General features: G+C 69.9%; 19 protein-coding genes. 8 read left to right on the top strand and 11 right to left on the bottom strand.

What is annotated here, in order from left to right:
- Positions 1-29: 29 nt before the first annotated feature.
- Both ABZ909_RS02965 and ABZ909_RS02970 read left to right on the top strand, forming a co-directional pair.
- Entirely contained in the window at positions 30-1,406 is a 1,377-nt protein-coding gene (locus ABZ909_RS02965) for a polysaccharide biosynthesis protein (RefSeq protein ID WP_356995937.1), read from the top strand.
- Positions 1,407-1,415: 9 nt separating this feature from the next.
- Positions 1,416-3,644 (top strand): hypothetical protein, encoded by a 2,229-nt coding sequence (locus ABZ909_RS02970; protein ID WP_356995938.1) that lies wholly within the window; start codon positions 1,416-1,418, stop codon positions 3,642-3,644.
- An 88-nt stretch (positions 3,645-3,732) separates the two neighbouring features.
- Here ABZ909_RS02970 and ABZ909_RS02975 read toward each other — a convergent pair whose 3' ends face one another.
- Entirely contained in the window at positions 3,733-4,902 is a 1,170-nt protein-coding gene (locus ABZ909_RS02975) for a glycosyltransferase family 4 protein (RefSeq protein WP_356995939.1), read from the bottom strand.
- Between the two features lie 185 nt (positions 4,903-5,087).
- Between ABZ909_RS02975 and ABZ909_RS02980 the strand changes: the two genes are divergently transcribed.
- Positions 5,088-5,915, top strand: a complete 828-nt coding sequence (locus ABZ909_RS02980; RefSeq protein WP_356995940.1) for a class I SAM-dependent methyltransferase — start codon at positions 5,088-5,090, stop codon at positions 5,913-5,915.
- Here the strand turns inward: ABZ909_RS02980 and ABZ909_RS02985 are convergent.
- Positions 5,877-6,179, bottom strand: a complete 303-nt coding sequence (locus tag ABZ909_RS02985; protein WP_356995941.1) for a hypothetical protein — start codon at positions 6,177-6,179, stop codon at positions 5,877-5,879. The genes ABZ909_RS02980 and ABZ909_RS02985 overlap by 39 nt on opposite strands.
- A gap of 203 nt (positions 6,180-6,382) precedes the next feature.
- A complete protein-coding gene (locus ABZ909_RS02990) occupies positions 6,383-6,586 on the bottom strand; it encodes a hypothetical protein (protein WP_356995942.1) in 204 nt (67 codons plus the stop codon).
- Positions 6,587-6,826: 240 nt separating this feature from the next.
- Here ABZ909_RS02990 and ABZ909_RS02995 point away from each other — a divergent pair, with 240 nt between their 5' ends.
- Positions 6,827-8,257: an aldehyde dehydrogenase gene (locus tag ABZ909_RS02995; RefSeq protein ID WP_356995943.1), complete on the top strand. Its 1,431-nt coding sequence runs from the start codon at positions 6,827-6,829 to the stop codon at positions 8,255-8,257.
- Between the two features lie 221 nt (positions 8,258-8,478).
- On the opposite strand, the gene ABZ909_RS03000 is transcribed toward ABZ909_RS02995, so the two are convergent.
- The 3 genes from ABZ909_RS03000 to ABZ909_RS03010 all read right to left on the bottom strand — a co-directional run bounded on the left by ABZ909_RS03000 (position 8,479) and on the right by ABZ909_RS03010 (position 12,904).
- Positions 8,479-10,305, bottom strand: coding sequence for a phosphoenolpyruvate carboxykinase (GTP) (locus ABZ909_RS03000; protein ID WP_356995944.1), 1,827 nt, complete (start codon positions 10,303-10,305; stop codon positions 8,479-8,481).
- A 169-nt stretch (positions 10,306-10,474) separates the two neighbouring features.
- On the bottom strand, positions 10,475-12,190 hold the full coding sequence (locus ABZ909_RS03005; protein WP_356995945.1) for a hypothetical protein: 1,716 nt from the start codon (positions 12,188-12,190) through the stop codon (positions 10,475-10,477).
- A 45-nt stretch (positions 12,191-12,235) separates the two neighbouring features.
- Positions 12,236-12,904 carry a GTPase domain-containing protein gene (locus ABZ909_RS03010; protein ID WP_356995946.1) on the bottom strand — a complete coding sequence of 223 codons (669 nt, stop codon included), beginning with the start codon at positions 12,902-12,904 and terminating at the stop codon, positions 12,236-12,238.
- Between the two features lie 240 nt (positions 12,905-13,144).
- On the opposite strand from ABZ909_RS03010, the gene ABZ909_RS03015 reads away from it, so the two are divergent.
- Genes ABZ909_RS03015 through ABZ909_RS03030 form a run of 4 tightly spaced genes read left to right on the top strand, consistent with a single transcriptional unit; the run spans position 13,145 to position 19,515 of the window.
- Positions 13,145-14,518 (top strand): lipase family protein, encoded by a 1,374-nt coding sequence (locus ABZ909_RS03015; protein WP_356995947.1) that lies wholly within the window; start codon positions 13,145-13,147, stop codon positions 14,516-14,518.
- Between the two features lie 58 nt (positions 14,519-14,576).
- Positions 14,577-15,410, top strand: coding sequence for a tRNA (guanosine(46)-N7)-methyltransferase TrmB (trmB, locus tag ABZ909_RS03020; protein WP_356995948.1), 834 nt, complete (start codon positions 14,577-14,579; stop codon positions 15,408-15,410).
- A complete protein-coding gene (locus tag ABZ909_RS03025) occupies positions 15,407-16,177 on the top strand; it encodes an NYN domain-containing protein (RefSeq protein WP_356995949.1) in 771 nt (256 codons plus the stop codon). Before trmB ends, ABZ909_RS03025 begins: the two co-directional genes overlap by 4 nt.
- The gene (locus ABZ909_RS03030) at positions 16,177-19,515 is read left to right on the top strand and encodes an MMPL family transporter (protein WP_356995950.1); all 3,339 of its coding nucleotides are present in this window, start codon (positions 16,177-16,179) and stop codon (positions 19,513-19,515) included. Before ABZ909_RS03025 ends, ABZ909_RS03030 begins: the two co-directional genes overlap by 1 nt.
- 251 nt (positions 19,516-19,766) lie before the next feature.
- Here the strand turns inward: ABZ909_RS03030 and ABZ909_RS03035 are convergent, their stop codons facing one another.
- The 5 genes from ABZ909_RS03035 to ABZ909_RS03055 all read right to left on the bottom strand — a co-directional run bounded on the left by ABZ909_RS03035 (position 19,767) and on the right by ABZ909_RS03055 (position 24,575).
- Positions 19,767-20,582, bottom strand: a complete 816-nt coding sequence (locus ABZ909_RS03035) for an alpha/beta fold hydrolase (protein WP_356995951.1) — start codon at positions 20,580-20,582, stop codon at positions 19,767-19,769.
- Positions 20,583-20,655: 73 nt separating this feature from the next.
- Positions 20,656-21,297, bottom strand: coding sequence for a DUF1707 domain-containing protein (locus ABZ909_RS03040; protein ID WP_356996292.1), 642 nt, complete (start codon positions 21,295-21,297; stop codon positions 20,656-20,658).
- Positions 21,298-21,405: 108 nt separating this feature from the next.
- Complete coding sequence (locus tag ABZ909_RS03045; RefSeq protein WP_356995952.1) at positions 21,406-22,068, bottom strand: response regulator transcription factor; 663 nt, start codon at positions 22,066-22,068, stop codon at positions 21,406-21,408.
- 60 nt (positions 22,069-22,128) lie between these two features.
- The gene (locus ABZ909_RS03050; RefSeq protein WP_356995953.1) at positions 22,129-23,313 is read right to left on the bottom strand and encodes a DUF5931 domain-containing protein; all 1,185 of its coding nucleotides are present in this window, start codon (positions 23,311-23,313) and stop codon (positions 22,129-22,131) included.
- Between the two features lie 2 nt (positions 23,314-23,315).
- Complete coding sequence (locus ABZ909_RS03055) at positions 23,316-24,575, bottom strand: AI-2E family transporter (protein WP_356996293.1); 1,260 nt, start codon at positions 24,573-24,575, stop codon at positions 23,316-23,318.
- Positions 24,576-24,690 lie beyond the last annotated feature (115 nt).

Below are 24,690 nucleotides of genomic sequence, written 5' to 3' on the forward strand. Positions count from 1 at the left end.
CGGCCGAGACGGATGGGAGCATTGCGGGCGTGTCAGTTGTACGCCGCCTACCCGTGGTCAAGGACCTGACCTTGGTGACGGCGGGGGCGATGACCGCGAATGTGGCCGGATACCTGCTGCAGCTGCTGGCCAGCCGGTGGCTGGGGGTGTCGGGGTACAGCTCGTTCGCGAGCCTGCTGGCGGTACAGATGCTGTGCGCCGTCCCCGCGCTCGCGTTGCAGAACGTGGTCGCGCGGGAGGTCGTGCGGGGCGCGCCGGTGAGCGCCGCGCGCGCGTTGACCGCGCGCTGCGCGGGCCTGGTCGCGGTGGTGGCGCTGGTGCTGGTTCCGGTGGTCGGCGCGGTGCTGAAGGTCGGCTCGGCGGCGTCCGCGGGTGCGCTCTGTTCCGCACCGGCCTTGGTGCTGCTCGCGGGTGAGCAGGGAATCCTGCAGGGCCGCAGCCGGTTCCGGGAGCTGGCCACCGTACTGGGCGGGGCGGCGATCGTCCGGGTGACGCCCGCCCTGATCGTGCTGGCCTGCGGTTTCGGTTCGGCGCCCGCGCTGTGGACCGGCGCGGGCGGTGCGACCCTGGCGGCGTTCGCGACCCGCCGGATCGCCGATCGCGCGCTGACGGACCGCGGCCGCGAAGCCGACGCGATCCTGGCGAACGATAGCGATGGCAACACCGCTGACTCACCGACCTGGTCGAGTCCCACTGTCGCCGAGGGAGTTCCGACCGTAGCCCCGTTCCCGGGAGCGGATTCCGAATCCGCCGCACCGCGCCGCACAGCGGTCTGGGGGCTCGGCGTGGCGGCGGTGTTCCGGGCGGTGCAGGTGCAAGCGGCCTTGACCGCGTTGTCGGCGGCGGACCTGCTGGTGTCGCGAATCATCCTGGACGAGAACGACGCCGGGCGCTACGCCCTGGGGGCCATTGCCACGAAGATCGCGTTCTGGCTGCCGCAGGCGGTCGGCGTGGTGCTGTACCCGAAGATGGCGCAGCCGCAGCACTCCGTGCGCGCCGTGCGGTCGGCGCTGGCGGTGCTGGTGGGGATCGGGGCCGTCACCGTCCTCGGGGCGGCGGTCGCCGCACCACTGGCCTCGTTGTTCGCGGGCCGCGATTACGCACCGATCGAGGGACTGCTGTGGTTGTTCGCGCTCGAGGGCGCGCTGCTGGCGGTCTTGCAGGCGGCCCTGCTGTCGGCGATCGCCGCCGACCGGACGGCACCGGCCGCTATCACCTGGGTCGGGCTCGGCATCGGGATCGCGGTCATGCTGACCTGCGCGCACTCGGTGCTGTCGCTGATCATCATCGCCACGGCGACGGCCGCCCTCACCACGCTGGTGATCACCGGCCTGGCTCTGCGAGGCGCACGCGACGAGACCGAGAACCCAATGCGAGTCCCCGATCTCGGGTCGAACGGAACGTAGGGTGCCGGTGTGAGTGCGCGGGGTCGGGAGCGGGGATGGGCCAGGTTGGTACCCGCTGGGTACAGCCTGGTACTGGCGCTGATCGTGCTAGGGCCACTGCTCGGGTCCGGATACCTGCTGCTGCGGGACGCGGTCAGTACTCCCCGGTCGTTTCTCACCGATTCCGCGCTGGGGCTCGGCGATGCCGCACCGCGCGCCGTGCCGCAGGATGCGCTGATCGCCGTCGGATCGACGGTGGTGGACGGCGGCCTCCTGGTCAAAGCGATTCTGCTGGCCGCGCTGTGGCTGGCCGGCTGGGGTGCGGCCTGCCTGGCCCGTGACCTGCTCCGCGTATCGCTGGGACCGCAGCTGGTGGCGGCGACCGTCGCCATCTGGAATCCCTATGTGGCCGAGCGCCTTCTACAGGGCCATTGGAGCCTGCTGACCGGCTATGCGGCGCTGCCCTGGATCGCCTTGCTCGCCACTCGCCTACGCGCACGCTCCGCGACCCGGACGACTACGCGTTCCACGACCGACACCACCGCACGCGCGGACGGCGCGGAGGCCGCGCGCTCACCTGCGCCCACTGCCACGCCGCCGATTCCGCGCTCCGGACGTTCGACGTTGCTCGACGCCTGGGCCGGACGTCCGGGAGTGCCCGGCGCGCGCGGCGAACGTTCGGCAGCGCCCGGTACGTGGGCCGGACGTGCGGGCGCGCTCGGTACGTGGGCCGGGCTGGCGGGGTGTCTCGCCGCGGCCGGGCTCACGCCGACCGGATCGCTACTCGCGGGGCTGGTGGCACTACTGCTGGTCGGCAAGCGGAATCTGCCTGCCACGGCGGCACTGTGGATCCTGTCGCCGGCCCCCTGGCTGACGGCGACGGCACTGTCGGGTGCGGGCGCGGAGCCCTCGGATCCGGCGGGCATCGCCGCCTTCGCAGCCCGCGCGGAGCCCTGGCTCGGCACCCTCGGCAGCCTCTCCGGTCTGGGCGGCATCTGGAACAGCACCGCCGTACCCGGCTCGCGCACAACCTTCTTCGCCCTGGCCGCAACGGTGCTCCTGCTCGCCCTCGTGGCAACCGGCGTACGCGCGGTCCTCGGTGCCGGCACGGACTCCGAATCCCGTTCGGGCGCAGCGGCCCACCACCCGGATCGCACCGGCGTGCGGCCGGACGACACGGCCGAACCGGGCGCCGCGCCCGATGCGGACGCCGAATCTCGTTCGGGCGCAGCGGCCCACGAACCGGATCGCACCGGAGTTCGGCCGAACGGGACGCCCGCACCGGGCAGCGCGCCGGATAGTGAATCTCCTCGGGACTCGATGCACGACGAGGCGCGGGTGGTGCGGCGGCGGTTGGTCTGGCTGGCGGTGGCGGCGATCGTGCTGCCCGCGCTGGGGGCGACCGGCTGGGGGTTGTCGGCGGGTGAGTTTCTGGTGACCAGGGTGCCGGGGGCCGGGCTGCTCCGGGATACCCAGAAGTTCGTGGCCCTGGCCGTTCCCGCGTATGCCCTGTGCGCGGCCGCCGGATGCCGGGTGGTGGCGCGCTGGATTTCCGCCATGGTCGTGGATGGTGTGCGCGCCGAGTCGCCGCGGGCGCGAACCGGTGGAGCCGCGGTGCTTTTCCTCGCGATCCTGTTCCTCACGCTGCCGGATCTGGCGTGGGGAGTCGGGGGCGCGCTGCGTCCGGTGCAGTATCCGGCCGGATGGCAGCGGGTGGCGGCCGAGGTCGACGCGCCGGGTGATGTCGCGGTGCTGCCGGGCGGGATGTTCCGGAAGTTCCGATATTCGGGGAGTGCGCCGGTCCTGGATCCGGCTCCGCGAATGCTGAAGCGAGATGTGCTGCAAACCGGTGAACTTCCCGTGCGCGGCGGCGTGGTGTCCGGCGAGGGCGAGCGGGCCCGGAAGGTGGAGAACCTGCTGTTGCAGGGCGGATCCGCGAACCGGCTGGCCGAGCTGGGGGTCGGCTGGGTACTGGTCGAGGGCGGCACGCCCGGACCGATGGGTGCATCGAAAACCACTCTGGCGCAGTTGAATCCCGTCTACGCCGATCGGGATGTGCAGCTGTACAGGGTACCCGGCGATATCGCCGCCCACGACGCCTCGGCCGCGAACCGCCACCTGTCGGGCGCCGCGCATCTGCTGTGGGCCGCGTTGCTGGTCGGCGGATTCCTCACCGCCGCAATCCATTCCGCGACGCGCCGGTCAGTCCCGCGGGAAGCCGAGCGCGAATCCCGCCCCGATCACGACAATGCTGACTAACGCAATGACGAGAATGATCCACATGCCTCGATGCTATGAACCGCAAGGGAACCGCGTCGCGGCTTTGCCGAATTGCGAAGCCCGCGAATCACACTCGCGCGGGCGCGATCAGACCGCTCACCCGCTCGCCGCGCGTCACCGCGGACAGCACCTCGTAGACGCCGTTCCCGGTCTGCTCCCAGGAGAATTCCCGCGCCCGCGCCCGCGCCTTCTCCCCCAGCACCATCCGGGACTCCCGATCGCCGAGCAGTTCGCCCACGGCCTCGACGAGCTGGGCCGGATCGTCGACCAGTAGCCCGGTCACGCCGTCCACGATGGAGTCGGTGAGCCCGCGTGAACTGCGGTAGCCGACGGTGGGCACCCCGTGCTGGGCCGCCTCGATGACCGCCAGCCCCCAGCCCTCCTTGCGCGAGGGCAGCACGTGTACCCAGGCGCGGCCCAGCAGCCGGTGCTTCTCGTCCTCGTCGACGTGGCCGTGGAAGGTGACCGCGTCGGCGATGCCGAGCTCGCGCGCGTGGACGCGCAGATTGGGGGCCCACCAGCCGTCGCCGATCACATCGAGGTGCAGTCCCGGGATCCGCGCGCGCAGCCCGGCCACCACGGCCATGGCGTCCTCGATCTGCTTGTGCGGCACCAGCCGCGAGAGCACCACGATGCTGGGGTGCGCGGTACGGGTGGCGTCGTCTCCGGCCGGCACCTGCGCGGGGATCGGTTCGGCGCCATTGCGCACCACCGCGATCCGCGTCCCGGCCACGCCGAGCGCGGTGAGCTCCTCGGCCGACGGCAGCGAAACCGTCAGATACTGATTGCCGCGGTGCACCCGCGGCGACAGCCGCGATTCGATCCACCAGCCGATTCGCCCGACCAGCCGCCCGGCCACCGGCCACTGTTCGCGATGCCCGTGATGCACGAGCACCACGGTCGGCGCGGCCGTCGCGGCCCGGGCGAAGAAGGGGATGCCGTTCTGGGTGTCGATGACCGCGTCGGGCCGCAACCCCTTGAGCGGGCCGATCCCGAACCGGCCCAGCGCGATAGCCGCCAGCGCCCGCGGATACACCGTGAACCGCCCACCGCCTCGGCTGATCTCGATGCCGTCGATCGACTCCCGCACGGCCGCGCCCGGATAGCCCGCGGTTCGCAGCGTCACCTTGACGCCGCGCGCGGCCAGCTGCGCCCCGACCTGCTCCAGATACCGCTCACTCCCGCCACCCTGCGGATGCCCGGTGTCGCGCCAGCACAGCAGCAGCACTTCACGCACGGGCGGATCTCCAGGGGGTCAAGGTCGGTCGGGAACGGGCAGACAATGGGCTCCACCATATAGCCCGCCCGCCGGTTCCGGGCCAGCAGTGGTCATCCGACCTGCGCGTGCCGCGAATCGATGCCGGGGTGCGAGGTTGCGAGCGGGTGTCCGGGCCGGTGCGCGGCTGTGCGAAACTTGCCGCCGTGCTTCGAGCCGATCAGCCCAGACCGCGCCGCCCGCGATTCGCCCGCCGGGCGACGCTGCGCCGGTCGCTACGGCTGCTGGGCAGTTTCCGGTTCGAGCAGACCGATCCGGCCGTGTTCTACGGCGGGGTGGCGGCCGATACCGCCGATCTGGTGTCGGACTTCTACCGGGATCTGACCGGGAAGTCGCTGCGCGGGACGGTCGTGCTGGATGTGGGCGGCGGCCCGGGCTATTTCGCGGACGAGTTCGGCCGGGCGGGGGCCCGCTATCTGCCGGTGGAGCCGGATCCGTCGGAGATGCACGCGGCCGGTTTGCGGGTCGCGGGCTCGGTGCGCGGGTCGGGGATGGCGCTGCCGTTCCGCGATGACGCGGTGGAGGTCTGCATCTCCTCGAATGTGGCCGAGCACGTGCCGCAGCCGTGGGTGATGGCCGGGGAGATGCTGCGGGTCACCAAACCCGGTGGCCTCATGGTCTTTTCGTACACGGTGTGGCACGGGCCGTTCGGCGGCCACGAGACCGGGCCGTGGCATTACCTGGGCGGGGAGTACGCGGCGCGGCGGTATCGGCGCAAACACGGGCGAGAGCCGAAGAACCGCTTCGGGCGGTCACTGTTCGCGGTACGGGCGGCCGAGGGTGTGCGGTGGGCGCGCGAAACTCCGGACGACATCGGGATTCTCGCGGTGTTCCCGCGCTATCACCCGCGCTGGGCCTGGTGGATGGTGCACGTCCCGGTGCTGCGGGAGCTGCTGGTCAGCAACCTGGTCGTGGTGGCGACCAAGCGGCCGCGGTCAGCGGATGGAGAATCCGCGCCGCCAGATCCGGCGTAGGCCGGTGCAGGGTTCGGGTTCGCCCCATGGTGACTCCTGGGTAGCCAACCCGACCGTCTCCATGACGGTCAGGCCGACCTGACCGGCGAGGGCGTTCATGGTGGCAACCGCTTCGGCCGCCTGTAATGCGGCGGCGGCTTGCTCGGTGGTCAGGGTCCGGCCCGGCAGGAAGGACACCACCCAACCGCCTGCGCCTACGCTTTTCGCCTGATGCGGCGTGAGATCACTGGTCATCAGCGATCTGCCGACCACTTGCACCGCCATGACTCGGACTCCCCTGTGCGGTAACGGTTCATGAATCGAGCGAGCTATCCACGGTAGCTATAAAGCATGCTCGCTACGGCTGCCGAATGCAATAGTGCGTTCGGCGAAAAGCGAACCAACAGGTCGGAATTCGATTAGGCGGCCTGCTGCCAGTTTGCCGCAAGGATGCGGAATGGCTTGCACCCCTGCACATCCGGAGCAGATCAGTCCTCGAGCAGCCGGAGCCGCAGGACGGGTTGCCCCTTCCGGGCCGTCGGATAGGTCGCCTCCACCACCTCGACCCGCCATCCCGGCGGCAGCACCCGCTGCAACTGACTCGCAGCCCGCTGCATGGGAGTGCTGACACCCGGCGAGTCGATATCGGACAGCTCATCGAGCAGGAAGTCGTCGAGGTGCACATCGACCATGCCGGGGATCTACCTTTCGAAGAGCTAATAAATAGCAACCGACCGGATTGGTGGAGAAAGGCGTACTGGGCAGAGCATAGGCCACGGCCTGGCAACCCTGAATCCGAATCAGGTTTCGCCGCGCCGGTAACCGGACGACTTAGAAACCGAGGAGTCCAATTTCAAAGAAGATCCCGGTCAGCGGGACATTTGCCCCACATGCGGGGGACAGCGCCGAACGCAAAACTGTAACGTGTTCTCATGGAGTACCAGAGTCTGTTCATCGGTGGCCGCTGGACCGCGCCGGCCGGCGCCGACACCCTGCCCGTCGTCTCGCCCGCAACCCTGGAAACCGTCGGCAGCGTGCCCGTCGTCACCCGCGCCGATGTCGACGCCGCGGTCGCCGCGGCCCGCCGGGCCTTCGACAGCGGACCCTGGCCGACCACCCCGCCGGAGGAGCGCGCCGCCCTGCTGACCCGCGTCGTCGCCCTGCTCGATCAGAAGGCCGGCGACCTCACCGCAGCCCTCTCCGCCGAGATGGGCGCGCCCGCCCTGGCCGCGAGCACCCTCAACTACGTCCCCGCCCGCGCCACCCTCGACTTCTACGCCGGACTCGGAAAGTCCTTCCCCTGGACCGAATCTCGCACCGGCCTGTTCGGCACCACCCGGGTCTCCCGCGAACCGGTCGGTGTGGTCGCCGCCGTGATCGCCTGGAATGTCCCGCTGTTCCTGGCCGTCAACAAGCTCGCGCCCGCCCTGCTGGCCGGCTGCAGCGTCGTCCTCAAGCCCGCGCCGCTGACCCCGCTGGCCGCCAACCTGCTCGCCGACATCTTCGCCGAGGCCGGCCTGCCCGAGGGCGTCCTGTCGGTGCTGCCCGCCGAGGCCGACGCCGCCGAATACCTGGTCTCCCACCCGGACGTGGACAAGGTCACCTTCACCGGCAGCACCGCGGTCGGTCGCAAGATCGCCGCCATCGCGGGCAGCCAGCTCAAGCGCTGCTCGCTGGAACTGGGCGGCAAGTCCGCCGCGATCCTGTTGCCCGACATGGATATTGCCGACATGCCCAAGCTCGCCTTCGCGGGCCTGATGAACAGCGGCCAGGCCTGCGTGGCCCAGACCCGCATCCTCGCCCCGCGCGGCCGCTACGACGAAATCCTCGACGCCCTCACCGCTTCCGTGGGCCTGCTCCCGGTCGGACTGCCCGACGACCCCAATGCCCAACTGGGCCCGCTCATCTCGGAGAAGCAGCGCGAGCGCGTCGAGGGCTACATCGCCAAGGGCCAGGACGAGGGCGCGCGCCTCATCCTGGGCGGCGACCGCCCCGCCGACCTCCCTGGATGGTACGTCCGCCCCACCGTCTTCGCCGACGTCACCAACGCCATGACCATCGCCCGCGAGGAGATCTTCGGCCCCGTCCTCTCGGTCCTCCCCTACGACACCGAGGAGGAGGCCGTCGCCATCGCCAACGACAGCGACTACGGCCTCGCCGGCTCGGTCTGGACCACCGACATCGAACACGGCGCCGCCATCGCAGCCAAGGTCCGCACCGGCACCTACGCCATCAACTGGTACGCCTTCGACCCCTGCGCCCCCTTCGGCGGCTACAAGACCTCCGGCATCGGCCGCGAGAACGGCCCCGAGGGCCTCGACGCGTACTGCGAGCAGAAGTCGCTCTTGATGCCCATGGGCTGACCCGCCTCCCCGAGCCTTCAGCGGGCGGCTCGGATGCCGTTTTCGGACATGCATCCGTGCCGACGGCTGGGAGCCGAAACGATTTCGGGGGTACCCGGCGAGTTACCCTCGCCACCCGAAATCAGTCGTCCTGTCCCGGCCAGGCCGAGGCCTATGGCCCATCTCCAACGAAAACGGCTCGCCCGCACTCTCGGTGCGGGCGAGCCGTTTTCGTCATGCCTTTACACGAGACGCTGCTTCAGGGCCTCGAACTCGTCGCGGATGCCGGAGGGCAGCTTGTCGCCGATGAACTCGAACCACTCCTCGATCAGCGGGATCTCGCGCTTCCACTCCTCGACGTCGACCGCGAGCGCCTCGTCGACATCGGCGGTGTTCACGTTCAGGCCCTCGAGGTCGAGGTTGGCGGCGGTGGGGACATTGCCGATCGGGGTGGCCTCGGCCTCCGCCGTGCCCTCGATGCGGTTGACGATCCACTCCAGCACGCGGGAGTTCTCGCCGAAGCCGGGCCACAGGAAGCGGCCGTCCTCGCCGCGGCGGAACCAGTTGACGTAGAAGATCTTCGGCAGCTTCTGGGCGTCGGCGTTCTTGCCGAGGTTGATCCAGTGGCCGATGTAGTCACCCACGTGGTAGCCCATGAACGGGATCATGGCCATCGGGTCGCGGCGCACGGTGCCGACCTTGCCCTCGGCGGCGGCGGTCTGCTCGGAGGACAGGGTGGCGCCCATGAACACGCCGTGCTGCCAATCGAAGGACTCGGTCACCAGCGGGACGGTGGTCTTGCGGCGGCCGCCGAAGAGGATGGCCGAGATCGGCACACCCTGCGGGTCGTCCCACTCGGGGGCCAGGGTCGGGCACTGCGACATCGGGGTGCAGTAGCGCGAGTTCGGGTGCGCGGCCAGGGTTTCCGACTCGCGCTCGTACCAGTCGTTGCCCTTCCAGTCGATCAGGTGATCGGGCTGGCCCTCCAGGCCCTCCCACCACACGTCGCCGTCGTCGGTGAGCGCGACGTTGGTGTAGACGGTGTTGCCCGCTTCGATGGTGGCCATCGCGTTGGGGTTGGAGGAATGGTTGGTGCCGGGCGCGACGCCGAAGAAGCCGAACTCCGGGTTGACGGCATAAAGTCGCCCGTCCTCGCCGAAGCGCATCCACGCGATGTCGTCGCCGAGGGTCTCGGCGCGCCAGCCCGGAACGGTCGGCTGGATCATGGCGAGGTTGGTCTTACCGCAGGCCGACGGGAACGCGGCGGCCACGTAGTACGCCTTGTTCTCCGGCGAGATCAGCTTGAGGATGAGCATGTGCTCGGCCAGCCAGCCCTCGTCGTGCGCCATGGCCGAGGCGATGCGCAGCGAGTAGCACTTCTTGCCCAGCAGCGCGTTGCCGCCGTAACCCGAACCGTAGGACCAGATTTCGCGGTCCTCGGGGAAATGGGTGATGTACTTGGTGTCGTTGCACGGCCAGGGCACGTCGGCCTGGCCCTCGGCCAGCGGAGCGCCCAGCGAGTGCAGCGCCTTCACGAACGGCCGGTCGGCGCCGAGCTTCTCCAGGGCGGCCTTGCCGGCGCGGGTCATCACGCGCATCGACACCACGACGTACTCGGAGTCGGTGATCTCGACGCCCAGCTTCGGGTCCTCGGCGCCCAGCGGGCCCATGCAGAAGGGCACCACGTACATGGTGCGGCCCTTCATGGAGCCGCGGTACAGCTCGGTCATGGTGGCGCGCATCTCGGTCGGGTCGACCCAGTTGTTGGTCGGACCGGCGTCGGCCTCGGTGTTCGAGCAGATGTAGGTGCGGGACTCGACGCGGGCGACGTCGGAAGGGTCGGAGAGGGCGAGGAACGAGTTGGGCTTCTTGCTCTCGTTCAGCTTCTTGAAGGTGCCCGCCTCGACCAGCTTGGTGGTGAGAGCGTCCCACTCCTCGTCGGAACCGTCCGACCAGACCACGCGGTCGGGCTGGGTGAGTTCTGCGACCTCCTGTACCCAGGCAAGCAGTTCCTTGTGCTCGGTGGGCGCGGTGCCATCGTGAAGACCAGGAATGGTCGCTGAGGTCATGAAAACTCTCCTGAGATGGGCGGCCCCGAGGTCATCGAGCCAAGGACCACGGCTCGCGACACCGAGTGCCACCAATTGCGGCAGGGCTCCCGCTGGTCTCGCCGCTTGCCCGTACCGGCTGGACGCGCGTACAAGAACGCAACGGATGCCCTGGTTCCTGCCATAGAGGTTAACGCCATATATCGGGGTGTACGGAATCGGGTTGTCCACTCGGTACCGGGTCGAAACCTCCGACCAGCCGCTGAGTGAATTCGAGTGTGGCCAGGTCACGGTCGCATGCCAGCAGTAAAGCGGGGCGCCGTTGCGCCGCCTGCCGCAATTGCGCCTCCAATTCACCGACCCGCAGATCGGTTTCCACCATCCGCGCGGTGGCACTGCCGAGCACCTCGTCGGTGAGCCGTTCCTCGGCGTCGACCAGGGCCGTGGCGACCCGCTGTTCCAGCTGCGCACGGGCGTCGACCAGCGTGTCCGCCACCCATTGCCGCAGGTGAGCGCCATCGGCGAGGTGCCGGCGGGCACGCACCACCCAGCCCGCGGCGGTGGCACCGAGGAGCAGACTGACCGGCACGATCGCGAAGTCGAAGGCCTGCAGCAGGGCCAGCGGAGCGACCACCAGCCGGCCCAGTCCGAAGCCCGCCGAGGCGCCGAGCGCGATCACCAGGTGGTCCTCCACACCCCGCAGCCGCGGGCCCGGCGCGGGAACCGCCCTCGACACCCGTTCCGCTGGCGCCGGAAAAGATATATGCCATTCCTCCGAGACGGATTCTTCGACCTGACGGCACAATTCGGCGATCCGGGAGCGAATCGAGCGATCCATCTCCTGTGTGAGTTTTTCCACAGAATCGCTCACATGCCGCGGAAATTCGGCGTGTGCGCTCCGCGGCAGGCGTTCGATTTCAGCCCGCAGCTCTCCGTGCAGCGCCCGGATTCTGGCTCCGACCTCGTGCAATAGATCCACTCGCGCCAACTGCAGCCGATTCCGCACGATCGTCATGGCCGAACCCCGCCCGCCGTCGCTCACCGCCAGCAGCCGCGCCCGCTCCTCCCGCAGCCCCGCCACATCCCCACCGTCCCGCAGCTTCCCGACCTGCGCTCGGATCCGCCGCCGCGTCTCGGCCACCACCCGCTCCCGCACGATCGCCACCTGATCCCCCACCGCCCCCGCCCCGGCCGCCGCCACCAGCCTGGCGTGCAACAACCCCACCCCCGACCGATCCAGCAGCGCCGGATCCCCCGCCGCCCGCGCCACCGCCGCCATCCGCGCCGACACCGGCACGACCTCCGCCCCGCTCTCGCCACCGGCCTCCGCCAGCAGCTCCACATCCAGCTTCCGCACCTCCCGCCACTCCCGGTGCGCGTGAATCCCGTCCAGCGCGAACACGATCCGCGTCCCGTCCGCCCGCAGCGCCCACACCCGCGCCAGCATCTCGCCGCCGATCAGCGCCCCGGCGTCGAGCACGACGAGCGCCACCGGCCGCGGGCGCGACCCGAGTCCCGCGCCGGTCGCGGACGCCGGATCGGCGTCCTCGGTGTCGACTCCGGCCTCCGTGACGACGATGAGGTCGATACGCGGCTGGAACCGAGCCAACTCGACCCGCAATGCCGCCGCGTGCGACCAGTCGCCACTGATGAGCGCGATCGCGGTGGCTTCACCGCGCGGCTCCGGGGCAATCGCCCGCAGCAGGGCCAGACCGTGCGGATTCCAGCGCATGACAACGGCTTCCACCGCCGCGGGGAGCTCGACCGGTGATGTGGGAGGTTCGGCGGCGGGTGCACTGCCCCGAGCGGACCGGTCCGGATCGGCCGGAGTCGGCCGATGCAACGGCGGAAGTTCGAGCCCGTGCAACGGCGGCGGGTCAGCGGGGCGAGGTTCGGGGATCAACACCGCTGATTCGTATCCGGGGGCGTATTCGGCTTGGCCCGAGGCGAATCAATCGCCGAAGACGGCGGCGACGGCCTCGTAACGGCGGTGCAGCTCGCGGTGGAGGGGGTCTATTCCGCTGGCGCAGTGGAGGATTTGCAGCAGGAGCTGCGGGGGCAGGGTGGGGTGGCGGCGGAGGGCTGCGAGGGCGCAGGAGACGCCGAAGAGGTCCCAGCGGTCGAGGAGGGCTTGGCGGGATTCCGGGTCGGGGGCGAGGTCGGGAGCCGTGAAGAGGTCGTGCGCGAGGGTGAAGGCCGGGTCGGGGCGGTCGCGATGGCGGTGGAGGGTGCGGAGGTCGGCGTCGGTGAGGGTGCCCGAGCGGGTGTGGGTGGCGAGGGACGCGACGACCGGGAAGACGGGCAGACCGAATTCGGCGGTGAGATCGTCGGCCGTCGCGGCGGCGTCGGGCCAGCGGGCGCCGATGGCATCGGCCTTGTTGAGTACCACAAGGGTGCGGTCCGGGTGGACGGTGGCGAGCAGGCGGCGGTCGGCGTGGTCGGCGAGGCCGGGGAGAACATAGAGGACGAGATCGGCATCGAATGCGGGGTCCGGTTGCCCGGGCCGGTCGACCGGCGGGGTTTCTTCGGCGGTGAGCAGCGACAGCGCATGTCGCAGCGTGGTTTTGCCCGCACGGGCCCGGCCCGTCACCTGGATGCGCGGAGATCGCCCGACCGGCACCCGGGCAGCCTAGCCGGAAGCCCCTGGGCGCGTGGGCATTTCGGATCACAAACGCACAGGTCAGGCGGTGAGGAAGCAGACCGATCCGGGTCCTTCTGTGCGCCCGCACAATTCGGCGCAACCGCTCTTCACAGACACCTGGGATTGCCCTACTCTGGCGATTCTGTCGGCATCAGGGCCGATGCGCGGCTGCGGCGATCCCTCTCGGTGCACGGCCGGGCGCGACGAGGGGAGGTGGCGATGACCGTCAATGCGGACGTCATCGGATCATCCGGAACACCGGGGCCGCAAGGGACAGTACGACCGGCGACGGCCGGGCAGCCGAGCAGCCGCCCGCTGCCGCCCGGCCGGGACCCCTTCTTCCATCCACCACGCGGGCTCGCCCGCCACGCGGCGGGCACGATCCTGCGCAGCCGCCCGGTCGACATCGCTCTGTTCGGCCTGGTGCCGCAACACGTGACGGCCTGGCAGCTGCTGTACCGCAGCCAGGATCTGCACGGCCGGCCCGAGGTCGCGGTCACCACCGTGCTGCTGCCCGAGGGCGCCGAACCGGATGCGGAACGCCCGCTGCTGGCCTTCCAGACGGCCATGGACGCCGTGACGGACCGCTGCGCCCCGTCCTATGCGCTGCAGCGCGGCGCCCTGTCCCCCGGCTCCATCACCCAGCTCGAATGGCTGCTGGTCGCGAACGCGCTGCGGCGCGGGTGGGCGGTCAGCATCGCCGATCATGAAGGGCCGCAGGGGAATTTCGGCGTGGCGCGCGAACCCGGCTACCGCGGTCTCGACGGGGTCCGCGCCGCACTGCGTTTCGCGCCGCTGGGTCTGCGCGCGGACACCAGGGTGGCCGTGTGGGGCTATTCCGGTGGCGGCATGGCCAGTTCGTGGCTGGTGGAGATGGCTCCCGAGTACGCGCCGGAGCTGAATATCGTCGGGGCGGTCCTGGGCGCGCCGGTCGGTGATCCCCGCCACGTGTTCCTGAACCTGAACGGCGGCCTGTTCGCGGGCTTTCCGGCGATCGTGATCGCCGCACTGCAGCAGGTCTACCCGGCGCTGGCCGAGGTGGTATGCCGCGACTTCACCCCCGAGGGCCGTCGCCTCCTGGACCGCGCCCGTTCCCTGGGCCCGATCGCGGTGCTGCCGCTGCTGGTGGGCCGCCGTATGGACGACTATCTGCGGCGGCCGCTGGCGGAGATCCTGCCGGACCTCGAGGACATGTTCGACGAGCTGCGCCTGGGCAATCGCGCGCCGGCGTGCCCGGTGCTGGTGGTGCAGCCGGTGCACGATCAGGTCATCGACGCGGCGGGCATCGACGGTCAGGTCGAGCGGTACCGGGCCGGCGGCGCGGCGGTCTGGTATGTCCGCGATCGCCTCAGCGAGCATTTCTCACTGCTGCCGCTGGCGACCCCGATGAGCCTGGACTGGCTGGCCGATCGGCTGGCCGGGAGGACTCTTACCGAACCCACAACCAAGACCGTCTGGTCGGTCGCGCTGTCCCCGGCCCACTGGCGCAGCATGGTGGAAATGGCAACTACCGCAATGCGAGTCACCCTCGGACTGCCCCTGCGCTCGGCCGCCGCACCGACGTCCGGCGAGGTCTCGGGCCTGGCAGCCTGAGTGATCGCGGTCGCGGCAACCGTGGTCGATTGCTGCGCGAACTACCCGATACTGGACAATGGACGCCGTGAACGACGCCGCGAACCACACTGCCGAGCCAGTTCCCGGGCCGCGGCCCGCCCGGCCCAACGGTGACGCCGATCACTCGGAAGCCGCGATCGGCCAGCCGGATCGGCCCGCGGGCAACCGCCTCTACCCCCGGGTCACCAGCTTCCGCGCCCGCCGCGGCGCGGTATCGCCCGCCCGCCAGGACGCCTGGGATCGGGTGTGGCCGGTGATCGGCAAGGACGTCTCCGACGAAAAGCTGGACGCCGACGCCTGGTTCGGGCGCTCGGCGCCGCTGATCATCGAGATCGGCTGTGGCACCGGCACCGCCACCGCGGCCATGGCGCAGGCCGAGCCGCAGTTCAATCTGATCGGCATCGAGGTCTACAAGCCGGGCCTGGCCCAGCTGGTGCAGCGCGTCGACCGCGAGGGCATCGACAACGTCCGGCTGCTGCGCGGCGATGCCGTGGATGTCCTGGAAAATATGATTGCTCCCGAATCGCTGACCGGGGTGCGCGTGTTCTTCCCGGACCCGTGGCCGAAGGCGCGGCACCACAAGCGGCGGCTGTTGCAGCCGGAAACCTTCACACTCATCGCAAGTCGGCTGATTCCGGGTGGCGTGTTGCATGTGGCGACCGACCATGCGGACTACGCCGAGTGGATCGGCCGCTACGGAAATGCGGAATCCCAGCTCATCGGCATGAACGAGCCGACCGGAGGGGATCCCGAGGCCTACCGAAATAAAGCACCGATTGGTTTCGAACGCCCGATTACCAAGTTCGAAAGCAAAGGACTCCGCGCGGGTAGCGCCATCACCGAGTTCATCTGGGGGAAGATCGAATCATGAGCGTCAGTGAGATGGCCCACGGGGTGTCGGAAGTTGCCGGAATAATGCACGGCAGCGATTCGACCGAATTATCGGGCACCACAGGGCTCCACGGCAACGCCGGAGTCGCCCTGGGCGGCACCGCCACCGATGTGCGCCGCGTCCTGTTGGTCTGGGATGCGCCGAACCTCGACATGGGCCTGGGCGCCATCCTCGGCGGACGCCCGACCGCCGCCTATCGCCCGCGCTTCGACGCGCTGGGCCGCTGGCTGCTGGCACGCACCGCGGAACTGTCGGTGGGCAGCACCACCCGGGTCGAACCCGAGGCCACGGTCTTCACCAATATCGCCCCCGGCACCGCCGATGTGGTGCGCCCCTGGGTCGAGGCGTTGCGCAATGTCGGCTATGCCGTCTTCGCCAAACCCAAGATCGACGAAGACTCCGATGTGGACAGCGACATGCTCTCCCACATCGAGCTGCGCCGTCGCGGCGCGGGTCTGGCCGGGATCATGGTGGCCTCCGCCGACGGGCAGGCGTTCCGCGCCCCGCTCGAGGAGATCGCCGGCTCCGGCGTGCCAGTTCAGGTGCTGGGTTTCCGCGAGCACGCGAGTTGGGCGGTCACGTCGGATATTCTCGAGTTCATCGACCTCGAGGACATCCCGGGCGTGTTCCGTGAACCGCTGCCCCGGGTCAGCCTCGACTCGCTGCCCGACGAGGGTGCGTGGCTGCAGCCGTTCCGGCCGCTGTCGGCCCTGCTCACCTCCCGCCCCGCTCAAGGAGTCGCTTAGTGTTCACCCGCTGGGGCGACCTGGTCTACAAGCTGCGCTACACCGTGCTCGGTGTCGTCGTAGCGGCAATGCTCTCGCTCGGAGCCTTCGGATTCGGGCTGGAGGACCATCTCAGCTCCAGCGGATGGTTCGACCCCAACTCCCAGTCCTCTCAGGCCGCGGTCCTGAAGGACCAGGTGTACGGGCGCGATCACAACAGCGACGTGGTGGTGCTGTACACCGCGCCGGACGGTGACACCGTCGATGATCCCGCATGGAATCAGAAGATCATCGACAACCTGAACAACCTGCCGGTGAAGTACCCGGAGATCAGTCAGGTCAACGGCTCACCGTGGAAGACCAACACCGGTCAGCAGCTGGCCCAGGCCGCCAGCCAGGACCGCAAGCACGCCTTCGCCTCCATCGCCATCAAGGGCGACAACGACACCGACATGGTGCGGAACTACCGGAAGGTGAAGGACGCCTTCTACATTCCTGGCGTCAAGGTCGAGGTCGCCGGACTGCAGCCGGTCGCGGGCACGCTGAACGACACCATGGCGCAGGACCAGAAGCGCATGGAGATCATCGCCATTCCGGTGGTGGCCGTCCTGCTGTTCTTCATCTTCGGCGGAATCGTGGCGGCGGCGCTGCCGCTCATCATCGGTGGTCTCACGGTGCTCGGCGCGAACGGCATCGTCATGGCGATCACCAAGTTCACCGAGGTGAATTCGTTTGTCTCCCCGGTAGTTTCGATGATCGGCCTGGGCCTGGCGATCGACTACGGCCTGTTCATCGTGAGCCGCTTCCGCGAAGAAGTGGCCGACGGTTACGACACCAAGGCGGCGGTGCGGCGCACGGTTGTGACCGCGGGCCGCACCGTGATGTTCTCCGCGACGATGATCATCGCGGCCAGCGCCGGCATGCTGCTGTTCCCGCAGGGCTTTCTCAAGTCGGTCGCCTACGGCACCATCGCGACGGTCGCACTGGCCGCGGCGTCCGCGGTCACCATCCTGCCCGCGCTGCTGTCCATTCTGGGTCCGCGCGTGGATGCGCTGGGGCTCAAGCGGTTCCGCAAGACCAAGACCACCGAGCAGATCGAGAACGGTTTCTGGGGCAAGCTCACCGCCTGGGTCATGAAGCATCCGCTCAAGGTCGCCATCCCGCTGACCATCGGCCTGCTGCTGCTGATCATTCCGGTGAAGAACCTGCAGTTCGGCGGTATCAGCGAAACCTATCTGCCGCCGGACAATCCGACCCGCCTGGCGCAGCAGCATTTCGACGAGACCTTCCCGCTGCGCAAGGCCGACCCGGTCCAGCTGGTCATCATCACCGATAACCCGAAGGACATCGGCGCCATCCTCAACGAGGCCAACCAGGCCCGCGGACTGCAGCCGAAGACCACGTTCTCGCTCCCGCAGACGCCGCCCAACGGCTCCAATGTGTGGACGACCTCGCGGCCGCTGGAAAAGGGCAGCGACATCACCGAGACCATCGCCGACCTGCGGTCGATCGACGTCCCGGACGGCGCCGAGGTGATGATCAGCGGAACCCCGGTGATGATGCAGGACAGCATCGATCAGCTGGTCGATCGCATGCCGCTGATGATCGCGCTGGTGGTGCTGGTGACCACCATCCTGATGTTCCTCACCTTCGGCTCGCTGGTGCTGCCCATCAAGGCCGCGCTCATGAGCGCGCTCGGCCTGGGTTCCACGCTGGGCATCCTGACCTGGATCTTCATCGACGGCCACGGCGCGGGCCTGCTGAACTTCACCCCGCAGCCGATCATGTCGCCGGTGCTGGTGCTGATCATCTCCGTGGTCTACGGCCTATCCATCGACTACGAGGTGTTCCTGCTCTCCCGCATGGTCGAGTCCCGGACGCAGGGGGCGAGCACCACGGAGGCGGTGCGCGCGGGCACCGCGCAGACCGGTCGCATCATCACCGCCGCCGCGCTCATCCTGCTGGTGGTCACGGGCGCGTTCGCGTTCTCCGACCTGGTGATGATGCAGTACATCGCCTACGGCATGGTGGCGGCGCTGTTCATCGACGCGACCGTGCTGCGCATGCTGTTGGTTCCGGCCACCATGAAGCTGCTCGGCGACGACTGCTGGTGGGCGCCCAAGTGGATGAAGAAGATCCAGCAGAAGATCGGCCTGGGCGAACCCATCCTCGACGATGAGCGACCCGGCGGCGGCGAGCTGGTCGACCTGGTGAAGACCACCCCGATCACCGACCCGGTCACCATGCAGATCCCGATCCTGTCCGACGGCACGGCCGCCCCGGCGCGATCGCGCAAGCCGCGCCCGGCGCGCACCGTCGACGCGGACAGCGAGGCCCCGACCCAGCGCATCGACAAGGTCGAGCGGGCCGAGCCCGTCCAGCCCTCGGAGCCCGCCCAGCGCACCGAGTCCCCACAGACCCCGCAGACCCCGGAGCCCACGCCGCCCGCCGACAGCTCCGCGGCCGCCCCGGAGACCAAGCGCCGCGCGCCCGGATTCCCGTCCGCCGCCATGCGTCCCGGCCACGGCGTCACCCCGTCGACCACCACGGCGCCGGCCTTCGCCAAGCCCGGCGGCATCGGTGAGCCGGCCCCCGAGCCGCCCGCGCCGCCGGTCAGCGAAATCGGCGCCGCCGCACCGGCGGAAGTCACCCCGCCGATCGCCCCCCGGCGCATCAGCACGGCCTCGGAGGACGCGCCGACCACCGATCTCGGTTCCGGCCGCACCGGTCTGGGCGCCAACCCCACCGGTCCGGGTGCGGCCCGCGGCCCGATGGCCCCGCACCCCATCGGCGACTTCGCCTCTCCGGCACGGGGATCCGCGAATGCCGGTGGCGGGTTACCGCAGCGTGCGCCCGAGCCGGTCGCCGACAGCGCGGCACGCAGTCAGGACGGGGGCTTCGCGGCTCCGCCGCCCGCCGTGGCCCCGCCGGTCGCTCCGGTGAACCCGATGCCGTCGGTCTCCCAGCCGGGAGCGCCTGCCGCGCCCGTGGATTCACAGCCGCCCGCACCGGTGGTCGGTTCGGAGCGAGTGCTGCCGCCCTCGATGCCGAAGATCCCGCCGCATCCGGCCACCCGGGCGCAGCTGTACCAGCCGCACCCGCCGGAGCCGGACCAGAGCGCGCCCACCGAACAGCTCGCGGAAACCGCTGCCGAGGAACAGCATCCGACGCACCACGCCGCGCAGGATGCGCGGCAGGACGGCCCCGGCCGCAGCAGCATCGAGCAGTGGATGTCGGATCTGCGCTCCTCACGGCGTCGCCCGCCCACCGAGAATCCGGACGAGGACGCCAAGCATCGGGGCAGCGACGGACACACGGTGAGCGTCAACGAACTGCTCCGCCGCCAGAACCACGACTGATATCCGGACATCAGGAAGGCCCGGCCGAATTCTCGGCCGGGCCTTCGTGTTTCGCGCTCTACACGGACCTTTCCGCGCTATGCGGAGCGCACGCCGAAGTCCATATCGCCGAACGCCCGCGCGCAGCGGGTCCCCACCACGAGCAGCAGGACACCCACTGCTCACATGGGTAGAAACACCCGCGCGGCGGGCGATTACCACCCGATTCGATGCGGGCCACCCGAATCGATGCGAGCGGCCCCGACTCCGGGTCAGGCGCGGCGGGCAGGAGCCTCGGCGCGGGCGATGGTGGCGCGGATCTCGGCGGTGATCAGGTCCGGGGCCTCGAGCATGGGTACGTGGCCCAGGCCGGGCAGGGGACGCACCTCGACGGCGGATGTGGAGGTCAGCGGGGCGTAGACGTGGGGCGGGAGCACGCGGTCGCGCTCGGGCAGCAGGATGGTGGTCGGCATGTCCAGTTCGCTCAGCCGGGTGAAACCCGTTGGGAGATCCGGATCTTCGGCCAGGTCGTCGGCGATGGCGCATTCGGTGATGGCCGCGGTCATGGCCTTGGCCAGCGGATTCGGCACCATGGCGGGACGGTCGGCGAGCAGCGGGAGCAGCAGGCTGCGCAGCAGCGAGGGCATGCTCGGCTGGCGGTCGGGCCCCAGGCCGATGAGCGAGCCGAAGGCCCGGAACTTGCGCAGCAGCGAGTCGGCGGCGGCAGGCGTGCGCCACAGGCCCGCGGGAGCGATGGCGGTGCAGGATCGGGCGCGGCCGCGGGCGGCGAGTTCCAGCGCGATCCAGCCGCCCAGCGAATTGCCCGCGATATGCGCGGTGTCCCAACCGGATTCGTCGAGCAGGCGCTCGCAGTGGTCGGCCAGGGCGGCCACGGTGGCGGGCCGGCCGGCCTCTGGTCCGCCCCAGTGGCCCGGGAGCGTGGGGGCGAGCACGGCGTGACCGGTGGCCAACTCGTCGAGCACCGCTCCCCAGGACTGCCAGGTGAGCAGGACACCGTGCAGCAGGAGCAACGGCTCGCCGCTGCCGGATCGATGCACTGCCTCCGGGGCCGGGACGCCATCCACCATGTGCGTGACCCTACCGCCCGGATCCGCCTGCCGCCGCGCCCGATTCCGCGACGCCGGGACCTCGGGCCGGCGGTCACGCCCCGTTGAGGAGTCGCTTCCAGTTGGTGCCGAACGGGTGCTTGGCGGTGACGGAGCTGAACCGCAGCGTGCCGTGCACGACCAGGTGCAGCGGCCCGATGGGCGGGCCGTTGCGCACCTTGGTGTTGGCGCTGGAGCCGATCAGGTCGATGGCGCTGAGGTCGACGGTGGCCTCGGCCGGCACGATCAGCTCGACCGAACTGCAGGTGTCGTTCACGTGGATCTCCACCACCTGGGTGGACATGACGGCCTGGGTGAAGTCCAGGCGCACGCTGCTCAGCATGCTGTTGATCGCCAGCGCCGGCGGCACGTGCCAGGCGCCCCTGCGCTCCACGCTCGACAGCCGTCCGCGAATCACATTGGGGGGCGCGGCCGGTGGCATCCGGTGCGCGGTCGCGTACCGGGGCGGCGGCTGCACGAAGTGCTGCCCGGCGGGGGCGGGCTGCCCGACCAGCCGGACGCCCGGCAGATCGATCAGCACCGCATTGAGTTCGCCGCGGGTCTTGGCCGCGAGCGCGGTGTCCATGCGCTCGGTGAATTCCCCCAGCGACAGCATGCCCAGCCCGACCGCGCGCTGCAGCAGCCGGCCGACATGTTCGCGTTCGACATCAGATACCCGTAGATCCCGGTCGCCGATCACGGCGTTGCCGGTCACGATCGCGGAAACCGCTTCAGGACCTCCCATGCTTCGAGGCTAACCAGCCCGGGGCCGTCACCGCATCAGGGCAATCCCTGAACCGGCCCCCTACTCGAGGCCCTGCTCGATGGCGTAGCGGGTCAGCTCGACGCGATTGCCGAGCTGCAGTTTGCGCAGCGTGGACTGCACGTGGTTCTCCACGGTGCGGTGACTGAGCCCGAGCCGGGTGGCGATCTGCTTGGCGGACAAGCCCTTCGCCACCATGCGCAGCACCTCGGTCTCGCGGTCGGTGAGGGCGGGGCGGTGCGGCTCGTCGCGTTCGGCGGGAGTGCTGGCGATCCGGCGGAACTCACCCAGCACCAGACCGGCCAGACCCGGGGTGAAGACGGCCTGTCCCGCCGCGGTGGCGCGGACGGCGTCCAGCAGTTCGGTGGCCGAGGCGCTCTTGACCAGGTAACCGGTGGCGCCGGCCTTGATGGCGTCGAGCACGTCGTCGCGTTCGGCGGAGGCCGACAGCACGAGAACCCGGGTGCGCGGGGAGACCCGCAGCACCTCGGCGGTGGCGTCGGCGCCGTTGCCGTCGGGAAGCTGCATGTCCATGAGCACGACCGCCGGTCGCACGGCGCTCGCACGGGCTCCGGCGGCGCGCACGCCGTCGGCGGTGGCCACCACGTCGAATCCGGCCTCGGCCAGGTCGCGGGCGACCCCGTCCCGCCAGATGGGGTGGTCGTCCACCACCATCACCGTGATGCCGGCATCCGAGTCGGTCATGTCCACCTCCGATCTCATTGTGGCCGTTCGAGGGTGCTCGGTGTCACCGATCGAGGGCCCTCAGTGCCGCGGTTCCAGAGGCACGCGGAACTCCCATTCCGTGCCCTCACCGTCCGCGGGCGCCGGCTCGAACAGCAGCTGCGCCGTGCCGCCGAGGGCGGCGATGCGTCCGACGATGGAACGCGAAACACCCATGCGCCCTTGCCCTTCGGCCTCGGCGAGCCGGCCCGGCGGAATGCCGGGGCCGTCGTCGCGCACGCTCACGACGAGCTCGTCGCCGGTATCCTCCAACAGCACATACGCTTTCGCGCCCGGACCGGCGTGCTGGACCACATTGGCGAGGGCGGCGGCCACGGCGGCGGCGACCTCGCGGGCCGTCCGATGGCCCAGCGGCACCGGATGGCCCGGGGTGGACACGAAGACGGACGGAGTGGCCTGGGCGGTGAGCAGCGGTCGCAGATCCTCCTCCGCGCCCCCGAGGTCGATGCGATCGCCCTGTTCGGAGATGAGCACCCGCAGCGCCACCTCCTGCTCGCCCGCGCGCTGCGCCAGTTCGGCTGTCGGGCCGCCGATTTCATTGCCGCAGCGCTTGATATAGCTGAGTACCTGCAGGACTCCGTCGTGCACCTCGCGGGCCAGGCGTTCGCGTTCCCGGGCTGCGGCGGTGAGCCGGACGGCGCGCCGCAACTGCGCGTGTGCGCGGCGGGCGGTATCGGAGGCCAGGCCCAGCGCGAGACCCACCGAGATCAGAACGGGCAGCGTCGCATCGCGCCACACGTCGAAGTCCCATTGCGCCCGCGCGGTGATGACGGCGGCGGAGATGAGCAGACCCGAGCAGACACCGCCGAACGGTCCCCACAGAATCGCCGCGGAGACAACGGCATTGGCGGCCCAGAGCGTGGTGGGCAGGGTCTGATGGTGGTGATACCAGTCGTACGGCGCGACCAGCCGGGTAGCGAAGATCAGGGCGATGACCACGACATGGTCGCCGACCACCACGGCCGTGCGCACCCGGGGCTCGTGCCGGATCCGCCACTGCGACAACAGCACCGCCGAGATCCCCGACCACACCGCCATCACGGCGATCAGCGCCCAGCTCAGCCGCTGATTGCTGTAGTACGACACCGAGGCGATCTGCTGGCCCACCGCGTACAGCAGGGTGACCAGCCGGAACGCCTGCACCGCCCGCCACAGCGGCGCGGTGGCCGCCCAGACGGGATCGGGCTCCTCGGTCCCCCGCGTCACCGTCAGTTCCCGGCGTCCCCACTGCCGCCCGCGGGCTTCGGGGGCGTCTCGTGGTCGTCCTCGGCCACGGGTACCGGCACCTTGTAGCGGTCCGGGTCGGGAGTGTCGGGTTCGGCACTGAACATGGGTTTACTCGGGTCGCCGGTGTGCAGGTCCTGATAGAGCTCGTCGGGCGAATCGGCCAGCAGCGAGCGCAGGGCGGTGTTGAGCACCGCCACGAAGGGCACCGCGAGCAGACCGCCCGCGAGACCCGCCAGCACCACGCCCGCCGCGATGGCGAGCACCACGGCCAGCGGATGGATACGGACCGCACGGCCCATCAGCAGCGGTTGCAGCACATGGCCTTCCAGCTGCATGACCGCCACCGTGATGCCCAGCACGATGAGCGCGGTGACGATGCCCTTGGTCATGAGCGCGATGAAGACCGCCACCGAACCGGCGATGAACGAACCCACGATCGGGATGAACGCGCCGATGAAGACCAGCGAGGCCAGCGGAAGCGCCAGCGGAACATTGAGAATGGCCAGGCCCGCGCCGATACCGATGGCGTCCACCGCCGCCACCATGACGGTGGCCCGGACGAAGCCGGTCAGCGTGCCGAAGCCCAGCCGCCCCGCCTGACGCACCTTGGCCCGGTGCCGGGTCGGGACGATGCGGGTCACGAACTCCCAGATCTGGTCGCCGCCGTAGAGGAAGAAGATGAGGATGAACAGGGTCAGGAACGTGCCGGTGAAGAATTCACCGATGACCGTGGCGGTGGTGAGCGCCCCGTTTGTCAGCGCGTCCTTGTTCGACTCGACGGTTTTGACGATGGTGTCGCCCGCATTGCGGATCTGGTCGTTGCTCAGGTGCAGCGGACCGTTGATCAGCCAGTCCTGCACCTGGTGCACGGAGGTCTTGAACTCGTCCGACAGCTGCGGCACACCCGAGACGAACTGCTCGACGACGAAGGTCATGATTCCGGCGAGCAGACCGAGCGCCCCCACCAGCGCCACGAACACCCCGATCGCCCGCGGCACCCCGAACCGCTGCATCCAATTGACCAGCGGCGCCATCAGGGCCGCACCCAGCAGCGCGATGGAAATCGGAATGGTGACCGTCGAGAGTCGCCGCGCCAGGTAGGCCACCGCGAGCACCGCCGCGAAGATGATCAGCAGCCGCCAGCACCACTCGGCGGTCTGCCGCACGATGGGGTGCACCGCCTCCACATCGCGCCGGCGCGTTCCGCCGGATTCGCTCGATCTGCCGGACCCTGCCTGCACCTCGCTCACTTCAGCGAGCCTACTGGGTTGTGTCCGTATCACGGCGGCTGCAAAACCAGCGTGGCAAGAGTCCCTACCCGTCTGACGGTCTTTCGTTCGATCGGTGAGGTGACGC

This window comes from Nocardia sp. NPDC046763 (assembly GCF_040645495.1).
In the GTDB taxonomy this organism is placed as follows: domain Bacteria; phylum Actinomycetota; class Actinomycetes; order Mycobacteriales; family Mycobacteriaceae; genus Nocardia.

Bases quoted from the DNA above. Each gene is read 5' to 3' on its own strand.
- ABZ909_RS02985 (WP_356995941.1), bottom strand. From the start codon at position 6,179: ATGGCGGTGCAAGTGGTCGGCAGATCGCTGATGACCAGTGATCTCACG.
- ABZ909_RS03025 (WP_356995949.1), top strand. From the start codon at position 15,407: ATGAGCGTCAGTGAGATGGCCCACGGGGTGTCGGAAGTTGCCGGAATA.
- ABZ909_RS03000 (WP_356995944.1), bottom strand. From the start codon at position 10,305: ATGACCTCAGCGACCATTCCTGGTCTTCACGATGGCACCGCGCCCACC.
- ABZ909_RS03035 (WP_356995951.1), bottom strand. From the start codon at position 20,582: ATGGTGGATGGCGTCCCGGCCCCGGAGGCAGTGCATCGATCCGGCAGC.
- ABZ909_RS02990 (WP_356995942.1), bottom strand. From the start codon at position 6,586: ATGGTCGATGTGCACCTCGACGACTTCCTGCTCGATGAGCTGTCCGAT.
- ABZ909_RS02995 (WP_356995943.1), top strand. From the start codon at position 6,827: ATGGAGTACCAGAGTCTGTTCATCGGTGGCCGCTGGACCGCGCCGGCC.
- ABZ909_RS03045 (WP_356995952.1), bottom strand. From the start codon at position 22,068: ATGACCGACTCGGATGCCGGCATCACGGTGATGGTGGTGGACGACCAC.
- trmB (WP_356995948.1), top strand. From the start codon at position 14,577: ATGGACGCCGTGAACGACGCCGCGAACCACACTGCCGAGCCAGTTCCC.
- ABZ909_RS03015 (WP_356995947.1), top strand. From the start codon at position 13,145: ATGACCGTCAATGCGGACGTCATCGGATCATCCGGAACACCGGGGCCG.